The sequence below is a fragment of the Gluconobacter japonicus genome (assembly GCF_015244665.1).
In the GTDB taxonomy this organism is placed as follows: Bacteria; Pseudomonadota; Alphaproteobacteria; order Acetobacterales; family Acetobacteraceae; genus Gluconobacter; species Gluconobacter japonicus.
Map to the genome: position 1 here is coordinate 180,725 of NZ_JABCQN010000002.1, position 15,854 is coordinate 196,578.

Sequence of the window (15,854 nt, forward strand, 5' to 3'; positions counted from 1 at the left end):
CAGCCAGCAAATACTCTTGGTGTGTCCCACAACATGGAGCACACAAGAGATGTCTCTCAAAATTACCCCAATCCTTCAGGGCGCATCGGTTCACACCCGATTACCCCGGCGGCTGAGCTCGCCGGATTATATCGCGAAGCTCGCGGTTGATGCTAAGACCCACGAAGACGCATACCGTCTGAGGTATGAAAGTTATCTGACCTCAGGGTACATAGAGCCGAACGAGAGCGGTCGCTTCGTTGATGATTATGACGGAATGGCCAACAGCCGCACGGTGGTCATTTACAGGGACGATGTTCCTCTGGCCTCTGTCCGGGTGTCTTTTCTTGTTTCCGGAAGTGATCTGCGCTCTCCGGGAGCCGATACGTTTCCCGAAGCCGTAAATCGGATTCTCAAGGATGCGTCCTTTTCCCCCAGTGGGCCAGGACGAGGTCTTGAACTCACCCGACTGGTTCGAAGCCCTGAGGCGCAGAACAATCAGGGGCTTGTGTTCCTGTTATACCGGATAGCCGGTTATCTGGGCATGATGTCTCATGCTCAGGTAGGTTTTGCCTGTGTCCGGAAAAACCATGTGTCGTTTTACAAACGGCTCGGTTACCAGCCTGAGACGGAACTTCGTCCTTATCCCGGATTGAACTGTCCCATGCAGCTCATGTCATCGAACCGGCAACGGTATGACGAAATCCGAGCCTCTTTTCCTCTGATCGATCCATTCACGAGTGCCACCGACGGTCTCGAAGATCTTCTTTCCGGCGGCAATGTCGCCCTTTGGCTGCGAGGAGCCGCATAATGTCCATTCTTGTTCTCATTCTCTCCGCTCTGAATTTTCTCTCGTTCAGCTGGGGCGTGCGCGGGCACTTCCAGATGGGAAATGGAATGCCTTTTCCCATGAAAGTTCTGTCTGCATGCAGTCTCGTTTTCTATGGTCTGTTTCTGGCTTCCCTGAGATCCGTTCATGGGGATGTCTGGACACAGGGAGGGGCACTATTTCTTTTTGTTTCCGCTCTGGCTCTTTTCTGGTGGACCATCGCAACAACGCGCAGAAATCGGCCAGATGTTGCCCATCATGATGCGGCCCCCCATCAGCTTTACTGCACCGGCCCCTATCGTATAGTCCGGCATCCTTTCTATTTGGCTTATCTCCTGTTCTGGATCGGTACGGCTTTGAGCGTTGGTGCGTGGCAATGGCTGGGCGCGATTCTGTTTACCGTTTGGTATGGTTTTCTGGCGTATCAGGAAGAGCGCCGTTTTATTCAGTCAGATTTCGGGGGTATTTATGCAGATTATCAGAAAAAATCCTGGATGCTGTTTCCAGTTCCGTGGGTAAAATAAGAAAATAATGTCGGGCGATATTAAATCGATAAAAATTTCATCTTACGAATATCTGATTAATATCTGGAAACTGTTTCAGATTAGTCAGAGTGATGAAAATTCATCCTCTCTCCGTCATGAGCAGGCATCGGTTCTATCGCACGTCATCTGGTTATTTTCCATTCTGGGAATCAGCAGCAGCACACTCTTTACCCTGAGGTTCGGGCATGGGTTTCGGCTGCTGGTTTCCACGCTCTATATTGCGATTGTCTGTCTCTATCTTCTTCTGATCGCCGCCAGTCTTCAGTGGCGTCGGAACCAGGACCATGACGCACTGATTCGGACATCCATTCGGATTCTTTTCGTTCTGGGGCTCGTATGGGGCGGGTTGGTCAATATCTTTGCGATGATGGTTGAGCATCCCAGTGAAGAAGGTGCTGTTTTCGGCCTCATTATGGGGTTGGTCTCAACGCCAATGCTGGGTGTGCCAATTCGGGCAGCTCTGGCCTTCTTTGTTCCAGTCAGCCTGTTTTGTACCATTGCTGCGCTGGTCACGCTTCAGCCGGTTGAAAACGTCGCATTACTATCATTCTTCGGGTTTCTGGCCTTCGCCTTTATTGGCATCGTTTATATGAACAAGACGTTCTTGGAACGCTCCATCGGTCGTCTGAACCTGCAACGGCAGCACGAAACTTTGCAGGTCTTCCTGAGAGAATACGAGCAGGTTGTATCGGACTCGCTTTGGGAAACAGATGAAGAGGGCCGTCTGCGAGATGTCACTCCGCGCATGTGTCAGTTTTTTCAGGCGGCGCCAGCGGAAATCGAAGGGCGCCCTTTGGGCACGCTGGGGCTGGACCCTGAACATCCGGCACAGTGGGGTATTGATGATCACATTCGTCAGCGCAAAGCTTTCAAAGATCTGTCGGTTATCCTTTGTCAGGATAGCGACGAACGGTATCTGACATTCACGGGTTATCCTGTGCATGGTCCGAATGGCAGTTTTTCAGGATTTCGGGGGGTTGTATCCGATATTACGGAACAGCGGAAAACACAGAAACGCATCCGATATCTGGCAATGCATGACGATCTGACAGGCGCTTTGAGCCGAACAACGTTTCTGGAAGCCATGAGCGATTGCTGTGTGCAACAACATCCTTTTGCGCTGTTGCAGGTTGATCTGGACCATTTCAAACCCATCAATGATGAGTTTGGGCACGCAGTGGGTGACACGATGCTGAAAGCGCTTTCTGAACGGATTCGGAACGTGATTGGGCCCGATCATCTGATCGGCAGGCTGGGTGGTGATGAATTCGCGGTTCTCTTGCGCGATGCCAATGAACAGGAAGCGGTCGCGCGAAGTCAGGATATTGTGCGAACTCTGAATGAAGAGCTCAGCGCCGGAAAGGTCACGCTGGCACCAAGTGTCAGCATCGGAATTGCAGTCTCTCCCGTTCATGGAGAAACAACAGACCTTCTGTTCCGAAGATCCGATCTTGCTCTGTATGCTGCCAAAGAGCGGCGAAACATCTGCTGCCTTTTCGAGACCGGGATGGAAGTCAGTTATTTCAATCGGATCAGGTTGAGGGATGATTTAACCAAATCTCTGGAAAGAAATGAGTTCTTTCTCGATTATCAACCCATTTTTGATACCCTTACACGCAGACCAATCTCTGTAGAGGCGCTTGTTCGCTGGCAGCACCCAACGGATGGTGTGGTTGGCCCTAATGCTTTTATTGCGACAGCAGAAAGCTGCGATCTTATTGAAGAGCTTGGCGCCTATGTTCTGTACGCAGCATGTAGTGAAGCGATGAAATGGCCTGTACCGCTTCCTGTGGCGGTTAATATTTCTCCGAAACAGCTTCGTTCCGGGCGGCTGCCAGCTTTAATTCAGGAGTGTCTCTTACAAACGTCCTTCCCAGCGGAGCGGCTTATTCTGGAAGTGACGGAAAGTGTATTTCTTGCTGAGACAACGCGGACCCTGACGCAGCTTGCCGCGATCCGGGCGAGAGGCGTTCGGCTGGTACTGGATGATTTCGGAACCGGGTATTCGTCCCTGACTTATCTACGGGGCTTTGATGTGGATGGAATCAAAGTTGATGCGTCTTTTACACGCGACATTGTCCAGTCCCAGAAAGTTGCAGCCATTGTACGGACGATTGCGCGTCTGGCCTGTGATATGAATGTTTACGTTGTGGCTGAGGGTGTGGAAACGGACGAACAATTGAGTTGGCTGGAGCAGAACGGTATCGCCTTTGCTCAGGGCTATCTGCTCGGACGTCCACAAAATCCGACAAAATTACAGGTCCTTCTGGCGTCTTATCATAGTCCGGGCTGAAAGTCGGGATGGATAAAACCATCCCGACTCTGTCCTTAGCGTGGTGTGTAAATAGCGCTCAGGTAATCAGTTGTGCCATCGATACGTTCCAGATGAGGATAACGTAGACCCTCATGATAGGGGATGGAAACCGTATTGATGTGCTCTCCTGACTTCACAATCAGACGGATCGTCTGCTTTGGATCTTTCTGTGCGTCTGTAATGGCATGACGCAGACGTTCGCTGGTGTAGTCCATGTCGTTGACCGCAAGAATGGTTTCTCCAGATGTCAGACCGGCTTTGAAGGCGGGGCTCATCCAATGAACGCGAGCGGTCTTGCCGGACTTGGTGACGCTCATTCCCAAAGAGAATGTCAGGTCCAGACCGTGACGCATTCCTTCCATGGCTGTGATGAAGGCGGTTGGCTTGTCCGTATAGACAAGTTTGTAGCCACCGTTCTTCAGGCCATCGAGGGGGGCATGGGGCTGGATCGTGTCCAGACGGTCATGCAGAAACTTCGCCCAGTCATAAGGCTGGATGCTGTTGAGGGTCGCAGCAACTTCATCGAACTGATAGGGGCTGACAATGAAGCTGCCGTTATTGGTGCCGAAGAAAGCTTTGGCAAAATCATCCAGCGATTTCTGCCCGTTCGACAGCTTACGGATCAGCGTATCAGCATCCAGCCAGACCAGCTGGCCTTCGACGTAATAATCTTCTGAACGCTGCCAGTCGCGCCATGACAAAGGAGCACGCTGGGCAATGACCGGATCGTTGGTTGTGTCTTCAAGCGGGCGCCAGAGGCGGCCGGACTGATTGTCGTAAGTCGCTGCCATGTAGGCCAGTGCTTCGAAACCCTGGTCTTTCGTTACCAGACCTGAGCGGGCGGCCAGAACATTACCCCAGTACTGGGTTTGACCTTCATAAACCCAGAGTAGGGACCCGCGCTGCGGAACATTGAAGTTCGGTGCCCACATATCAGCCGGGCGGCGATATTTTCCGTTCCAGGAATGGGTGTACTCATGCGCCAGAAGGTCGCGTTCCGGGAAGGTCTTGTCCCATTCCGTGAAATACCCCGGAGCTGCTGCATTTTCGCTGGACTGATGATGCTCAAGACCGATCATACCCAGCTCTTCCGTCAGGGCGAGCAGGAAGTCGTAATGGTCGTAATGATGAGAGCCGAAGAGCGTCGTCGCCTGGCGGACCAGATTTTTATGTGCTTCGATCTGCGCGGGAGTGGCATTCAGGGAGTCTGGATCATCTGCTACGACATTCAGAGCCACTGGCACATGGTCTGGCCCTGTCAGGTCGATTTTCCGGAAATAGCGACCTGCATAAATCGGGGAATCAACCAGTGTGTTGTAGGTTGTCGCGTTGAAATGGGTCTCGTCGCCGTAAGCAGGAGCGCGGAGAGCGGAGCCAATCTGCCAGCCATGTGGAACCAGAACGCTCGGCTTTACTGTAATGTCTCGTGTGAAATAGCCAGCCGGATAAAGCGAAACCTGATCCCACTGCACATTCACGATCGAAGGCGTCATGACAACGCGGCCCTGATCGGACGTCACGGGTGACAGAAGCTGGAAATGCAGATCCAGCGTCGGTGTGGTTGCGGAAACCGGAATGTGGAAAGCTGCGACATTGACGTTATCGCGCTTCCAGGAAATGGTTTTTCCGCCAGACTGAACCTTTAGGCTGCCAAGCTGTTCAATAACGCCGGTAGGAGAATGATCTCCCGGAATCCACATAGGATACAAAAGGATCATTTCGCCCTTCTGTACGGCCTCTTTCGGAACCGGAACCGTTTCATGAATGGACATGATATGGTGTGCGGTGTCTGTGGCATCAACCGAGACTGAAAGAGTGCCCGGAAAGGGCTTGTCCTGCGGATCCGGGACGGCTGGTGGCAGCGGTAATGGTGCCGGCTGTGGTTGGGCGAGGGCTGGAGAGACCAGCCCGCTGAAAGCCGTCAGTGCGACCAGAAGGCGTAAGCGCATCATACAACAAGTTCCGGTGTATAAATCAAAGTCCTTTCTGGCCTAAATGTCTCCTGCGATACACACAAGGGGCAAATATGCCCCATGCGTTCAAACGTATCGCCTCCAAGACAGTCGTCAGAAACGTCTTGTTTCACCAGACAACATTTTAGAGTATCGGCCTGCCTTCAAACCGTTTCCGGAACATGAGGGAGGATGGACCATCCGGTTTCGGAGGGCGTCAGATAAAGTGGAATGGCATTGGGCAGTCGAACATTCACGGGAAGGCCCATTCCGGCGCGTAGACTCCGGAACAGAGCGCCATGCGCGACAAACAGGGGTGTGCCGCCCTCTCTCAGGGTCTGATTCACAGCCCCCACCGCGCGTGCCTGAAGTGTGGCAAAGCTTTCGGCGCCCTCAGGAGTGTATCCCTCTTCAATCCATGGATCGTACCATTCCCCCATGGGTTGGCCTTCCTGAACACCGAAGCAGACTTCCTTGAGTTCCGGATCAATAATCAGGGGAAGGTCAGGCCCTCCGCTTGAGTGGATGGCATCGCGGGTGTGTTCAGCGGTGACCAGCGCCCGGGAAAGGGGGGAGGCAATAATCCGATCGAATGGCTTTTCGCCATTGTGGAACAGTCTCGAGAAAACCTGTCCGGCGCGCTCGGCCTGAGCCAGGCCGGTCGAGTTCAGGGGAATATCTGTCCGGCCCTGTGAGAGGCCCCGGAGATTCCAGTCAGTTTCACCATGACGGAGATACCAGTAAGGCTTGGCAATGATCTTCGGCATAGTGAAACCTTCGGAGTTGGGGAAAACTCAGTCGAAGAGAGAGGAGACCGAGCTTTCGTCTGCGACAGCGCTCATGGCGCGGGCCAGAAGATTAGCAGTCGTAATCTGGCGAATGTTTGGCGTGTCGAGCAGCGCCTGCGTGGCCGGGATGCTGTCCGTCAGGGTTAGCATGTTCAGAGGACTGTTTTTCACGCGTTCGCACGCATTGCCAGTCAGAACGCCGTGAGTGACATAGGCTTCAACGCCTTCCGCACCACGGCTCATCAGGGCATTGGCCGCGTTGCAGAGTGATCCGCCACTGTCCACGATGTCATCCACCAGCACGCAATAGCGCCCGGAAACATCCCCGATGACGTTCATGACTTCCGAAACGCCAGCGCGTTCACGACGCTTGTCAATGATGGCCAGATCGACGTTCAGTCGCTGCGCCAACTGACGGGCACGAACCACACCACCCACATCCGGGGAGACGATCATCAGTTCACGGTCTGGCAGACGTGTCTTGAGGTCGCGGACAAAGAGCGGCGCTGCGTAAAGGTTGTCCGTCGGGATATCGAAGAAACCCTGGATCTGCATGGCATGCAGATCCATCGTCAGAATACGGTTAGCACCAGCTTCCGTCAGCAGATTCGCTACCAGCTTGGCGCTGATGGGCGTACGGGGGCCGGATTTACGGTCCTGACGGGCATAGCCGAAATACGGCATGACAGCCGTGACGCGCTTGGCGGACCCGCGACGCAGCGCGTCCAGCATCACCAGAAGTTCCATGAGGTGATCGTTTGTCGGCATGCAGGTGCTCTGCACGACGAAAACATCCTCGCCTCGGACATTTTCCTGGATCTCGACAAACACTTCACCATCGGCAAAGCGCTTGACCACGGTTTTACACAGCGGCATCCGCAGTTCGTTCGCCACCGCACGGGCCAGCGGCAGATTACTGTTGCAGGCAACGATCTTCATGAAAACGGCCTCGTCCGGTATCCGTCAGGGGGAGAATTGCGCGCTTTCTAACAGTGTGCTTCCCCGCTGTCATCTGTTCTGCATCATTCTTTGTGCGGATAGGCAGACTTGATGTGACGGAAGATGCAGGCGAAACACATGAGAAGACTGTCTGTGTGGCCTTTCCGAAGGTCGCTCCATGCTGCGGAAAGGTCAAGATATGCCCCTGAAAGACTGTACGGGTTTTGTCGGCAGAAAGCTTCTGATTCAGGACCTTCCCAATCAGCGGGAAGTCAGGAACGCTGTCTTTATTCCCCCAGGAAGTGGGCCGGAATGGGGACTTTTTGATCCTTCAGGTCGCACAGTCCCAGAAGCCATGATCTATACCGGGGCAGGAGCGCTGCATACGCCACTGTGTGTCCGGGCCGCTCAGTCTATCCCGGAATGCCCTGTTGTCAGTGAGGCTTTTGATTATGTCTTTGCAGGCAATCTGGATAAATCGTCCTGTGGACATTTTCTGATCAACTCTTTTTCCCGCTTCTGGAGTTTGCCGCCCTATCGCAGAACCGGACTCCGTGTCGCTTTCAGTAGTCCACATTCCATTACAGAACTGATGCAGGAAGATTATTTCCGGAGCATTATGACAGCACTGGGTCTGACAGAGCAGAACTTTCTGCGTGTTCTTGCTCCTGTTCGCTTTCCCAGAATTACTGTAGCTTCCGCTGCGTTTGAAGAACTCTCGCTGGTTCATTCTGTTTTCGCAGATCTGGCTCACCATGTGGGGCGTCAATTGTTACCCGAGGGGGCCCAGGTTCAGCCGGGGCGGGTTCTGTTCTTCTCGCAGGAAACCTTGAAAACCGGAAATGTCCGGGTTGAAAATGAAGCTGCATTGACGGCCGTTCTGCGGGAACGCGGGATTGGGATCATTCATCCTCATCAGATGACATTTAGGGAGCAGCTCAAGCTCTGGGCGTCAAATCCGCTTGTTATCGCCTATAATGACGCCTGCCTTCACATGAGTGCGTTCTTTCCGCAGCGAAGAGTCATCACTCTGGCTCATGGGCCGGATATATGGGTCAATCAGTGTTTGATCGACATGGTTAACGGTAATGATGCCCGGTATTTTTACGATTCTGCAGGGTTGGAGCGTATGGGGGCAGGCCATGGCTTCCACATGAATTATCGTATTCCTGACCCTGAAAGGCTTGCGGCCGAGTTGGTGGAGTTCGCCCTGGGGTAGTATCGGAGACACGGCGCACCACTACTTTGGAGCGTGCGCCGTAGTTCTGATCAGAACTGATAAGCCAGACCTGCATGCAATGTCAGGTCATTCGACAGACTGCTGGAATGGTTCTGAAAATGAGGAAGACTTCCCCAACTGTAAATTCCGATGCTGTTTGAAGCATTGGTATTGCTGGCGTCAGCCTGCGCACGGTGGGTATAGGAATAATCTCCTCCAGCAGTCAGATGCAGATGCTGCGTCATACGATAGTCAACGCCTAATCCGCCCTGCCAAAGGGAATGTGCTGATGAGTTCAGCCCATAGTCATAGCCTGTGTGACTACTCAGAACGGCGGACCAACCAAAGCGACCGCGTAGAACGAGGCGTGAAGTCAGGGCATAATCCGCCTTGAGGCCTGCTCCCACAAAGAAATTTCCAAAGTCCCCAAAGTTGTCAAAGCCACTGGACAAATAACCGCCCTGAGCAAAAGGAGTCAGAAGCAGCGACTGGGAAAGCAGCAGGAAGCCCTTTCCAATCTCACCGCGCGTTGACGTCGCTTTTGCGTCGTCCTTGTCTCCAAAACGGAATGTGTAGGGAGCACTGGCAGTAGCGTGCGAAGCAAAATGATATTTGTAATTTCTCTGTCCGTCCTGCAGCCCAAATTGCGCAGAGGCGTAAAGATTGCTGATCCCGAAAGCGTCGAACATGACAGAACTGTCTGCACGAAAGCCCGGCGTCCATCCGATACGCCGACTGTCGCTGTTCCACCCGCTTTCATACGAGCGCGTTCTTCCGGTACTCGTATAAGTGGTTCCAACGTAGGATGTTGTGTCGGAAGAGAGAGCGTCCTGAAAAGATCCAGTGATGGAAAGACCGATCTCGCGATTTACAGCGACCACTGGAGCCGTTTCTGCGAAGGCCGAGGAGCCAGTCAGGCCAGATAGTCCCAAAATAGTCAGACAAACCTGACCCCGTATCGAACGCATGCAAGAACTCCGAAGCATTTAAAAGCCACGAAGTCTTATCGGAGCGTTACTCTATGAAACAGAGATTTCTGTAAGCGCCTCAGACGCGTTATTTTTTGGTTGTCGGATTGGCCACAGGCAAAGGCGTGTGGTCGCGACCGGAATAGTTGGTCACGATGGTTCGTACGGCTCCAGCGGCTTCTTCGGCAGCCATGACGGCCGTATCCCCCCACGCGCTATCAAGGGAGTGCGCCGGAATATCGTGCAGTTGTGTGGCGGCGCCAGCTTCCTTGCCGTCTGGCGTGAGAACGTGCCATGCGATTTCGATGTGTTGGGCTGGTTTACCGTCAAGAGAGCCACTATCGGCGATTTTAACAACGCCGCGAACAGTGAAATCAGCACCTTTGGGCTCTGTCTGAACCGAATTTGTCGCATCTGGTAGCGATGAATAAAAAGCACGAGCCAGAGACTTGTCGCCATCGCCAGGGGCACCGCTGACGCCGGCGAAATAAATCCGTGCCGCACGGTGCATCAGGCTGTGCTGATCCTGTTGCATCATGTCTGCCTGAATGCCGGTCAGAAGATTGGCCAGTTCCGGCGCTTCCTGTGTTGCGGCGCCTTTGAGTGCCACGGCATCCCCGGCACTCCACCCTGCCATATCGACAGCAGGCCCGTCGCTTTCCGCCCGGGCTTTACCCTCTGGCGTCATGATGACGTAATGCGGAATGACGCTGGCATTGTGTGTACGGGCGCTCATTTTTACCCACCAGTCTCCTGGTTTTTTCGGCTGGGCAATTGCTGGAACGGATTGCGCCACCATGGCCTCGGCCAGAGCGTGGGCCCAGAGTTGAGCCGCATCGTCTGAAAGGAGTGAATCCGCAGGCGTAGGCACTGCCAGACGGGCGGGAGGAAGATTCGCTGTGGCCAATTGCCGGGCCTGCTGGCCGGGGTCCGAAAATGGATGGGGCATATCAAAGCACCCAGCCAGACAGAGTGGCAGCAGAACAGGCAGAAAACGGCGCATCGGGGCTCCGGAGTGGTAAGGGGACATCGGGAAGCTTAAGGCAACACTTCCACGATGTCGAAACAGTGGCTCAACGGCGGATCAGGATATAATTGATTGTCACGTCGATATCGAAGTGATCGCCCTTCATGTCCGGTGGAACGGGTGGCAGATGCGCACCCTGGAACATGCCGGTGGTCGCGGCATCCAGAGAATAAGAGCCAGACTGACCCGTCAGACGGACAGTTTTCACATGTCCAAAACGATCCAGAACCACGTGGACGGAAGACGGTCCATCCTCGCCAGCCCGGGCCGCGTCTTCCGGATAGTACATATGCGAACGGATCCAGCGATCAATCTCGCTGCCATAATCTTCGCTGACGCCTTTGACGCTGGTGCGGGTCTGATAAGGCGCGTTGATGGCACCATTCATGCTGAGCGGCCCAAGAGACATGTCGATTGGGCCGCCAGATCCTGCCGGACGCCCACGACGATGACGATAAGGCGAAGGTTGCTCTCCGAAGGAGTAGTCCATCGGGTGAGACAGCGGATTGTTGTTGCTCTGCCGGACGGAGCGATGGGCCCGATGACTATGTGGCGTCGTCTGCTGGCTCCGCTGGCTCGGCGCATTGCCGGGGGTGACAGGAGCCGGACTGGGCGCTGTCTTGGGAAGTTCGGCAGATGGTTCCTGCGGTACGGGCGGGGCCGAAGGCGTTTCCGGCGTGGGGACGGCTGGCGTCGGCGTGGATTGCTGCTGATCCGGTTGTTGCTGCTCCTGCTGGGTTTCTTCCGGGCTTTGTGGGGAGGGCGGCGGCGGTGCCCCTCCTTCTTCATGCGCGCGCGGGCCTTGCATACTACTTTTGGATGGTGGCTGATCGAACACCATCTCGACCTGTGGTTCACTGCCAGCAGGCGATCCATGCATGGCATGATGCTGCGTGAGCAGAAGCGACAGAACTGCCGCGTGAATACCGGCAGAAATACAGAACGGAATGACAGGTCCCGGCTCGACGATGGTCTGTGGCCGCATCATTGGCGTCAGAACCGGGCGAACGGCTGTTGCAGGCGGAACGTAATCCCTCAGTCGGGAACGGAGACCGGGTGGCGCATGAGCAGGCGTAGTGGTCGCGCGCGTTCTGCCCGCGAACAGTTTGGGTTCGCGGCGTCCTGATCTGGCGCTGTCAGAAGGTACGCTGCCGTTCATAGGGGGCGGGCGCACTCAGAAGAGGGAAGGTGGCGGCACGTCATTGCCAGGCTTTGTGCACCAGGGCGGGCGGGTTTGTCATCCGGCAGGCTGGTATCCGGTCTGGGGGTTGGCGTTGCGTCTGATGCTATCATGGCAGTAATGGGCCATTCACGAAAGAGACAAAGCGCCACAGACCTCACAGGAAAAACAGCGTCATGACAGACCCTCTCATATCGTCTCTTTCCATTGATCCGGATGTCGCTGTAGCGATCAGAAGAATTGGGCCCTGTCGTCTGCGTGGAGATGACGGGCAGGACCCTTATGATGCGCTGTTACGAGCCATTGCCGGACAACAGCTTCATGGTGCGGCGGCCCGACGGATTTTCGGTCGTTTGTGCCTTCTTGGGCCCGCAGCGTCCGAGACTGGACCGCCCCCAGAACCAGAGGTTTTGCTGGCCTTTCCGGAAGATACACTGAGGGCCTGCGGTTTATCTGCAAGCAAACAGATCGCCATGCGAGGCGTGGCTCAGGCTCGGCTGGAGGGTCTGGTACCGACACGGCTGGAGGCGGAAACGCTTGGAGATGAAGATCTGATTCAGCGCCTTGTGACTTTACGCGGTGTGGGCCGATGGACTGTAGAGATGCTGCTGATGTTCACGTTGGGTCGGCCGGACGTCATGCCAGTCGATGATTTTGGTGTGCGGGAAGGCTGGCGACGGATCAAGAAGATGGAGACGGCTCCCAAACCCAAAAATCTCAAGAACGAAACGCTTTGTTTTTCTCCGCACAGGTCTGCTCTTGCCTGGTATTGCTGGCGTGTTGCGGAAGAGGGCAAGAAAGCCGCCCCCAACACACTTACGGGTTAAACGTCCTGCCCGGTCAGGAACGCCATCATTGTCGCAATGAACGGGCGTGGCTGCTCCGCGTGCAGCCAGTGCCCGGCGCCTTCCAACGTCAAAATCCGGGCCTGAGGGAACAGAGCGTGGATCAGAGCGTGATGTTCGGGCCGGACGTAGTTTGAATTGCCGCCGCGTAGAAACAGGGCTGGCCCGTCATAGGGCGCTGCCTGGCTATCGGGCCAGCCTTCAATCAGACTGATTCCCTGCGTAATCTCATCAAATCCGATCGCCCATCCCGGAGCGCCATCCAGAGAGACATTCTGTGCCATCAGTTCGGCGACGGCCCGGCTTCCGGTAATAGGTTCGAGAAGGTCCAGCGCGCCACTCCGTGTCAGTTCTGAAGGAAAAGTGATCGCATCCAGTTTTGCAATCATGTCCCCATGGCCCTGCTGGGTTCGGGCTGGAGCCATATCCGCCACCATCAGACGTGTTACCCGATCCGGGTCAGCCAGTGCCAGCATCATGGCGACCTTCCCGCCCATCGAATGACCGACGACCGAAAAACGCTCGATCCCAAGATCGTCAAGTGTTTCCAGAACATCCTGTGCCATCGCGGGGTAGCTCACGGGACCATGCGGGCTGTCCCCATGATTGCGGAGATCCAGAGCAATCGTCCGGAATGTCTGGGAGGCTTCCCGCTGAAGAAACCCGAGATTACGGGCTCTTCCAAACAGACCATGCAGGAAAACAACGGTTTCCGGCCCATCCCCACGTTCGATGGCATTGAGTTTCATGCATGATCCTTCCGTGACAGCAGTTGATTGAAAACAGCGTTGCGGCCAAACAGAACTACACCTGCCGTCGGGGAGACCACTTGTCCACCAGTCCCGCCCGTAACGAATTGCGTTTTCGTCTGAAGCGTCACATGCGCTCTCTCCTTCGTCATCCGGCTCTGGCCCCTGTGACGTTGCGAGCGATGGTTCGTGCCAATGAAATCTGGCTCGCTGTTCTGGCAGCGGTTGTTGGCGCGGTATCGGGCCTTTGCGTGGTGCTGATAACAACCGTGACGCTGTCTCTGCACAGTGTTCTGTTTGGCAGAGGCAACACCATGAATGGCCATCTGTCTGGCCTGACATGGTTGCCTCCCTGGCGTGTTCTGATGGTTCTGACGCTGGGCGGCCTTGCTCTGGGGCTGTTTGGGGTTGTCTTCAGCAAAATCATGCCCCGCCGGCCCGTCGATCCGATCGAAGCCAATGCCCTTCATGGCGGGCGCATGTCTGTCCGTGACAGTCTGATCGTCGCATTGCAGACCGTTATTTCCAACGGGGTTGGAGGGTCTATCGGGCTCGAAGCCGGCTTTACTCAGATCGCTGCTGCTCTGGGCTCCCGGATTGGGCAGGCCTTTCGTGTCCGGCGTGAAGATCTGCGTGTTCTGGTTGGGGCTGCGGCGGGCGCGGCCATCGGGGCTGCGTTCAATGCTCCTGTTGCCGGGGCATTTTATGCCTTCGAACTCGTCATCGGTTCCTATTCGCTGGTCAGTCTGTCTCCCGTTGCGATTGCTGCGCTCGCAGGCGTCGGCGTCGCACATCTGTTCGGGCATATGCCTGCCGCCGTCATGATCGCGGACCCAGGCGTGCTAACATGGAATGGCAGTTTCAGCGTTGTCATCATCAGCGTACTGTCCGCACTCACAGCCATTGGCGTCATGTACTGCGTCACCCAGACGGAAACACTGTTTCGGCTTCTGCCTGGTCCTGTCTGGCTGAAACCTGCCGTTGGCGGGTGTCTTGTCGGAGGGCTCGCCATTCTTCACCCTTCAGTTCTGTCTGCCGGGCATGATGCAATGCGTGTAGTGTTTGCAGGGTGGATCACACCCTGGATGGCTCTGGGTCTCTTGTTGCTCAAAGCTCTGGCATCCTGCATCTCAATTGGCTCCGGCTTTCGGGGCGGCCTTTTCTTTGCCTCTCTCTATCTCGGAACGCTGGCGGGAACCGTGTACGGGGCCCTACTCGAATGGCTGGGTCTGGCCCCCGTTTCGCCGACAGCCTGTGCATTGATCGGCATGAGTGCCATGGCAGTGGCCATCATTGGCAGCCCCATGACCATGGTATGCCTGCTGCTGGAACTGACGGGCAGTATTTCCATGAGTGGCGCGACCTTCGTGGCCGCAGTGCTCTCGTTACTGACCGTCCGGCGCCTGTTCGGGTACAGTTTCGCAACCTGGCGCTTTCATCTTCGGGGTGAGTCCATTCGCTCCGCTGTGGATATCGGTTGGATGCGCTCCCTGAATGTCCGTCGCATGATGCGCGGACAGGTCAGGACGATCCCCTTCGACACACCACTCAACAGGGTGCAGGCTCTTTTTCCTCTTGGGTCGGCTCAGCGGATTGTTCTTCTGGATCGGGATGGGCGTTATGTCGGAATGGTCAATGTGGCGGAACTGCAGGCTGTTCCGCCAGCCGCCACACCCGTCATGGCCTTGGCACACTTCGAAAATGCCATGCTCACACCGCTTTTGACGGTCCGCGAAGCTGTGGAACTGTTCGAGCGTGCAGAAGCTGATGCCCTCGTCGTCGTCGAAGATTTCCAGTCACGGCAGGTGGTGGGTATCCTCACGGAACAGCATGCGCTTCGCCGATATGCCGAGGAACTGGAGCGCAGTCGTCGCACGCTCGCCGGGGAAGGTGCTTCAACGTGAAGCACTCTTGGCATTACGGCCTTGGCGCTTCAACATGACAGCCCATTCACAGGAGAATTTCCATGTCCAACACGCCTGAAGATCGTCTCGCCGCTCTCGAAATCACCTTGCCGGAAGCTGCTGCGCCGGTCGCTAATTATGTGACAACCGTTCTGACGGGGAACCTGCTTGTCGTGTCCGGTCAGCTTCCACTGGTGGATGGCAAGTTGCTCATCACGGGCAAGTTGGGCGACGAAGTGTCCAACCATGCTGGTGTGGCTTGTGCCCGCGCCTGCCTGATCAACGTCATTTCTCAGGCCAAAGCAGCGCTGGGCGGTGATCTGTCGCGCATCAAGCGCGTTGTGCGTCTCGGCGGCTTCATTGCCTGCACGCCGGAATTCACCGAGCACGCTGTTGTCATGAACGGTGCGTCTGATCTGGCTGTTGAAGTCTTTGGTGACGCAGGTCGTCATGCCCGTTCGACGATTGGTGTTCCGAGCCTGCCGGTGAATGCGCCGGTTGAAGTCGAAGCTCTGTTCGAAGTCGTCTGAGGCTGCCAAGGTGGGAGGCTCTCAAGGCTTCCCACCATTTAGAGGGCTGAGGTTGTTTTTCCTCATCTGAGCCACACGTTTATCCA

The 15,854-nt window shown here is 55.5% G+C and carries 14 protein-coding genes; 7 read left to right on the forward strand and 7 right to left on the reverse strand.

Annotated features, from left to right (window positions below; all coding sequences use genetic code 11):
* Nucleotides 1–49: 49 nt before the first annotated feature.
* From HKD32_RS04270 to HKD32_RS04280, 3 genes are read left to right on the forward strand one after another with little or no spacing between them, the layout of a single operon-like run.
* A complete protein-coding gene (locus HKD32_RS04270) occupies nt 50–790 on the forward strand; it encodes an N-acyl amino acid synthase FeeM domain-containing protein (protein ID WP_194257579.1) in 741 nt (246 codons plus the stop codon).
* Entirely contained in the window at nt 790–1,332 is a 543-nt protein-coding gene (locus HKD32_RS04275) for a methyltransferase family protein (RefSeq protein ID WP_194257580.1), read from the forward strand. The genes HKD32_RS04270 and HKD32_RS04275 overlap by 1 nt, the downstream gene beginning before the upstream one ends.
* A gap of 7 nt (nt 1,333–1,339) precedes the next feature.
* Nucleotides 1,340–3,646, forward strand: a complete 2,307-nt coding sequence (locus HKD32_RS04280; RefSeq protein WP_194257581.1) for a putative bifunctional diguanylate cyclase/phosphodiesterase — start codon at nt 1,340–1,342, stop codon at nt 3,644–3,646.
* Between the two features lie 35 nt (nt 3,647–3,681).
* Here HKD32_RS04280 and HKD32_RS04285 read toward each other — a convergent pair whose 3' ends face one another.
* The 3 genes from HKD32_RS04285 to HKD32_RS04295 form a co-directional block, all read right to left on the reverse strand.
* A complete protein-coding gene (locus tag HKD32_RS04285) occupies nt 3,682–5,619 on the reverse strand; it encodes a M61 family metallopeptidase (RefSeq protein ID WP_194257582.1) in 1,938 nt (645 codons plus the stop codon).
* A gap of 164 nt (nt 5,620–5,783) precedes the next feature.
* Nucleotides 5,784–6,386 carry a histidine phosphatase family protein gene (locus HKD32_RS04290; protein WP_194257583.1) on the reverse strand — a complete coding sequence of 201 codons (603 nt, stop codon included), beginning with the start codon at nt 6,384–6,386 and terminating at the stop codon, nt 5,784–5,786.
* A gap of 27 nt (nt 6,387–6,413) precedes the next feature.
* Nucleotides 6,414–7,346, reverse strand: coding sequence for a ribose-phosphate pyrophosphokinase (locus HKD32_RS04295; RefSeq protein WP_007284050.1), 933 nt, complete (start codon nt 7,344–7,346; stop codon nt 6,414–6,416).
* A 199-nt stretch (nt 7,347–7,545) separates the two neighbouring features.
* Here HKD32_RS04295 and HKD32_RS04300 point away from each other — a divergent pair, with 199 nt between their 5' ends.
* On the forward strand, nt 7,546–8,565 hold the full coding sequence (locus tag HKD32_RS04300) for a glycosyltransferase family 61 protein (protein ID WP_228118770.1): 1,020 nt from the start codon (nt 7,546–7,548) through the stop codon (nt 8,563–8,565).
* 50 nt (nt 8,566–8,615) lie between these two features.
* Here HKD32_RS04300 and HKD32_RS04305 read toward each other — a convergent pair whose 3' ends face one another.
* The 3 genes from HKD32_RS04305 to HKD32_RS04315 form a co-directional block, all read right to left on the reverse strand.
* Nucleotides 8,616–9,533 carry a hypothetical protein gene (locus HKD32_RS04305; RefSeq protein WP_061931372.1) on the reverse strand — a complete coding sequence of 306 codons (918 nt, stop codon included), beginning with the start codon at nt 9,531–9,533 and terminating at the stop codon, nt 8,616–8,618.
* An 88-nt stretch (nt 9,534–9,621) separates the two neighbouring features.
* Nucleotides 9,622–10,536: a hypothetical protein gene (locus HKD32_RS04310; RefSeq protein ID WP_194257584.1), complete on the reverse strand. Its 915-nt coding sequence runs from the start codon at nt 10,534–10,536 to the stop codon at nt 9,622–9,624.
* A gap of 70 nt (nt 10,537–10,606) precedes the next feature.
* Nucleotides 10,607–11,719, reverse strand: a complete 1,113-nt coding sequence (locus HKD32_RS04315; protein ID WP_061931376.1) for an energy transducer TonB — start codon at nt 11,717–11,719, stop codon at nt 10,607–10,609.
* A 197-nt stretch (nt 11,720–11,916) separates the two neighbouring features.
* Between HKD32_RS04315 and HKD32_RS04320 the strand changes: the two genes are divergently transcribed.
* Nucleotides 11,917–12,567, forward strand: coding sequence for a DNA-3-methyladenine glycosylase family protein (locus tag HKD32_RS04320; protein ID WP_061931378.1), 651 nt, complete (start codon nt 11,917–11,919; stop codon nt 12,565–12,567).
* On the opposite strand, the gene HKD32_RS04325 is transcribed toward HKD32_RS04320, so the two are convergent.
* Nucleotides 12,564–13,334: an alpha/beta fold hydrolase gene (locus HKD32_RS04325; RefSeq protein ID WP_010503056.1), complete on the reverse strand. Its 771-nt coding sequence runs from the start codon at nt 13,332–13,334 to the stop codon at nt 12,564–12,566. The two genes, HKD32_RS04320 and HKD32_RS04325, sit on opposite strands and share 4 nt — an antisense overlap.
* A 131-nt stretch (nt 13,335–13,465) precedes the next feature.
* On the opposite strand from HKD32_RS04325, the gene HKD32_RS04330 reads away from it, so the two are divergent.
* Both HKD32_RS04330 and HKD32_RS04335 read left to right on the forward strand, forming a co-directional pair.
* Entirely contained in the window at nt 13,466–15,238 is a 1,773-nt protein-coding gene (locus tag HKD32_RS04330; RefSeq protein ID WP_061931382.1) for a chloride channel protein, read from the forward strand.
* A gap of 62 nt (nt 15,239–15,300) precedes the next feature.
* Nucleotides 15,301–15,768 (forward strand): RidA family protein, encoded by a 468-nt coding sequence (locus tag HKD32_RS04335; protein ID WP_010503058.1) that lies wholly within the window; start codon nt 15,301–15,303, stop codon nt 15,766–15,768.
* Nucleotides 15,769–15,854 lie beyond the last annotated feature (86 nt).

Excerpts from the sequence above, each read along its gene's own strand:
- HKD32_RS04290 (WP_194257583.1), bottom strand. The coding sequence starts at position 6,386 with ATGCCGAAGATCATTGCCAAGCCTTACTGGTATCTCCGTCATGGTGAA.
- HKD32_RS04280 (WP_194257581.1), top strand. The coding sequence starts at position 1,340 with ATGTCGGGCGATATTAAATCGATAAAAATTTCATCTTACGAATATCTG.
- HKD32_RS04325 (WP_010503056.1), bottom strand. The coding sequence starts at position 13,334 with ATGAAACTCAATGCCATCGAACGTGGGGATGGGCCGGAAACCGTTGTT.
- HKD32_RS04285 (WP_194257582.1), bottom strand. The coding sequence starts at position 5,619 with ATGATGCGCTTACGCCTTCTGGTCGCACTGACGGCTTTCAGCGGGCTG.
- HKD32_RS04330 (WP_061931382.1), top strand. The coding sequence starts at position 13,466 with ATGCGCTCTCTCCTTCGTCATCCGGCTCTGGCCCCTGTGACGTTGCGA.
- HKD32_RS04275 (WP_194257580.1), top strand. The coding sequence starts at position 790 with ATGTCCATTCTTGTTCTCATTCTCTCCGCTCTGAATTTTCTCTCGTTC.
- HKD32_RS04320 (WP_061931378.1), top strand. The coding sequence starts at position 11,917 with ATGACAGACCCTCTCATATCGTCTCTTTCCATTGATCCGGATGTCGCT.
- HKD32_RS04305 (WP_061931372.1), bottom strand. The coding sequence starts at position 9,533 with ATGCGTTCGATACGGGGTCAGGTTTGTCTGACTATTTTGGGACTATCT.
- HKD32_RS04295 (WP_007284050.1), bottom strand. The coding sequence starts at position 7,346 with ATGAAGATCGTTGCCTGCAACAGTAATCTGCCGCTGGCCCGTGCGGTG.
- HKD32_RS04270 (WP_194257579.1), top strand. The coding sequence starts at position 50 with ATGTCTCTCAAAATTACCCCAATCCTTCAGGGCGCATCGGTTCACACC.
- HKD32_RS04310 (WP_194257584.1), bottom strand. The coding sequence starts at position 10,536 with ATGCGCCGTTTTCTGCCTGTTCTGCTGCCACTCTGTCTGGCTGGGTGC.
- HKD32_RS04315 (WP_061931376.1), bottom strand. The coding sequence starts at position 11,719 with ATGAACGGCAGCGTACCTTCTGACAGCGCCAGATCAGGACGCCGCGAA.
- HKD32_RS04335 (WP_010503058.1), top strand. The coding sequence starts at position 15,301 with ATGTCCAACACGCCTGAAGATCGTCTCGCCGCTCTCGAAATCACCTTG.
- HKD32_RS04300 (WP_228118770.1), top strand. The coding sequence starts at position 7,546 with ATGCCCCTGAAAGACTGTACGGGTTTTGTCGGCAGAAAGCTTCTGATT.